General features: G+C 74.2%; 1 protein-coding gene. It reads right to left on the bottom strand.

Annotated elements, in window-relative coordinates; genetic code table 11:
- Nucleotides 1–2,520: MupA/Atu3671 family FMN-dependent luciferase-like monooxygenase (locus tag ABZ281_RS45780; protein WP_356664354.1), on the bottom strand; the 2,520-nt coding region annotated here is incomplete at both ends.

The raw sequence follows: 2,520 nt of genomic DNA, 5'->3' as shown, positions 1-2,520 counted from the left end.
CCGGTCAGCGCCATGAACGCAGTGACCCGGTGCCTGGCCGCGAACGCCCGGAGCGCGTCGGTGAGTTCCGCGTCCAGCTCGTGGGTGAGGCTCGCCCCCGCCCCCGACCTGACGGGAGGGCGGGGCCGGTCGGTGGGCAGGGCGAGCTCCGGGACTCCCGCCAGCTCGCGCCGCCAGAAGGCGAGGGACGCCGCGTGGTCCGCCGGACGGGCCGGGGCCACCTCCGGCAGGGGCGGCGGCTCCTGGGCGCCGTGTTCCGAGGCGCGGTAGCAGGCCGCGAGGTCGCGGACGAGCACGGCCGTGGAGGCCGAGTCGAAGACGATGTGGTGGGCCAGCAGGAAGAGCAGATGCCGCTCCTCGGACAGGCGCAGCAGCCGCGCCGTCACGAGCGGGTCCTCACGCAGATCGAGGACCCGGCGCCCCTCCGTCGCCAGCGTGGCGCGCAGCGCCTCCTCCTCCGTCGCCCCCGTGTGGTCGTCCACCGGGCATTCCAGGCGTACCCGGTCGCGGATCTCCTGGTACGGGACCCCGCCGTCGTCCAGGAACACCGTCCGCAGCGCCGGATGCCGGTCCGCGACCCGCTGGAGCGCACGGCGCAGAGCCGGCACGTCCAGCGGCCCGTCCAGCCGAACCGCCTTGGGCTCGTGGTACATGCCGGTCCCCGGATGCAGCTGCTCCAGGAACCAGATGCGGCGCTGCGCGGGCGTGAGCGGCACCCGTCGCGGTACGGGGGCCGCCCGCCCCCCGGCCTCGGGCAGCGCCCGGCGGCGGACCCGGTCGAGCACCGGCAGCGCGGCCAGGACCTTCTCCTTCGGGACGCCGAAGTCCACGAAGCAGGCGATCTCGTCCGCTCCGGCGTCCACCAGGCGGCGCACGGTCCCGGCTGCCGTGTCCTCGTCTCCGATCAGGGCACGTGAGGCGCAGTAACGCTCGTAGGCCCGCTCGAGCAGGAACTCCACGTCGTCCTCGGGGGTGTTGTCGAGGTCCGCAGTGAAGCCGAGGCTGTTGGTCACCTGCCCGAAGAGGGAGAGCGAGGAACGCAGGTACGACACGAACGGCCGGTATGCCTCCGCCCGTGCGCGGTCCCCGTCCTCACCGAGGTATGTGTGCACCAGCACCACCACTCGGCCCGCCGCCGGGTCGAGCCCGTGCTCGGCTCGGGTGCGCCGATACAGCGCGATGTTCTCGGCCAGCTGCTCGACGGATTGCGTCATCAGGTTGGTGACCACGCCCAGGTCCTCGACGGCGGCCCGGCGGTAGCTGTCCGGGTTGCCCACCACGGCGACGTACAGGGGGAGTTCCTGTTGCAGGGGGCGGGGGTGGAGGCGTACTTCGACGGGCTCGCCGTCACCGGCGGTCGTCGGCAGCCCTCGCCCCGACCAGAGCTGCCGCACGGCCGCCAACTGCTCGTACATCACGTCGCGGTGGCGCCCGAAGTGCTGCGGGGCGAGCGAGAAGTCGGTGGCGTGCCAGCCGCTCGCGACGCACAGCCCCGCCCTGCCGCCGGAGATGTTGTCGACGACCGACCACTCCTCGGCGACCCGCACCGGATGGTGCAGTGGCAGTACGACCGAGCCCGCGTGCAGCCGGATGCGGCGGGTGCTCGCCGCGAGCGCCGCGGCGAGCACGGAGGGGTTGGGAAACAGCGCTCCGAAGGAGTCGAAGTGCCGCTCCGGGAGCCACAGGGCATGGAACCCGTGCTCGTCCGCGAACGTCGATGACTCCATGATCAGCGCGTACTTGTCGCGGTCGGCGTCCTCGGGGTAGTCACCGAAGAAGTACAGGCTGAAGTCGCACCCCCGACCGGGTGCCGGCGGGGGCCCCTGCCCGGGACCCGCCGATGGAATGTGCGGAGCGGGCGCCGGGAGAGCGCGCGGGGTGGAGACCTCTGCCGGGTTCGGAGCGGGCAGAGGTGCCCGGGGCCGGGACGGCGTCGGCCGGAGGGTGGGTGCCTGCGCCGGGGGAGGGGTGGGCGGGGCTCCCGTGGAGGCGAGCACGTCGAGTTGGCGGGACAGCACGCCGGTGACCTGGTCGACCAGATGCTCGGTGAGCTCGAGCTGCCGCCTCAGCAGCTCGTGCAGCTCGGAGGGCGCCTCGGATGCCGGGATGAGGGCGCCCGGGGCAGCGGTCGCCGGCTCCAGGGGCACGGGCGTGGGCTGGGGCGCGGGTGCGGCCACCGGTTCCTCGCGCTGCCGCTCATGCGCGCCGTGCGGCTGCCGGCCCGCGTTCCCGGGCGTCTCCCCGGGTGCCTCCACGGGTCCCGGCGGCGGCCCCGCGCCGAGCTGCGCGAGGCGTTCCGCCAGCGCGCGCGGGGTGTCGGCCGTGGAGAACAGCTCCCGTACCGGGACGCGCACGCCGTACCGCTGCTCCAGCTCCGCCGTCATGCCCATCAGCGAGAGCGAGTCCGCGCCCAGCTCGAAGAACGAGGTGCCGGGGCCGACGTCCGCCGCCGGACGGCCGAGCTTCTCGGCGGTCAGCCGCCATACGTCGGCGAGCAGTTCGTCCGGCACGGTGGGTTCC

This window comes from Streptomyces sp. NPDC006265, from assembly GCF_040613555.1.
Taxonomy (GTDB): Bacteria; Actinomycetota; Actinomycetes; order Streptomycetales; family Streptomycetaceae; genus Streptomyces.
This window is presented reverse-complemented; position numbering and strand designations above follow the sequence as displayed.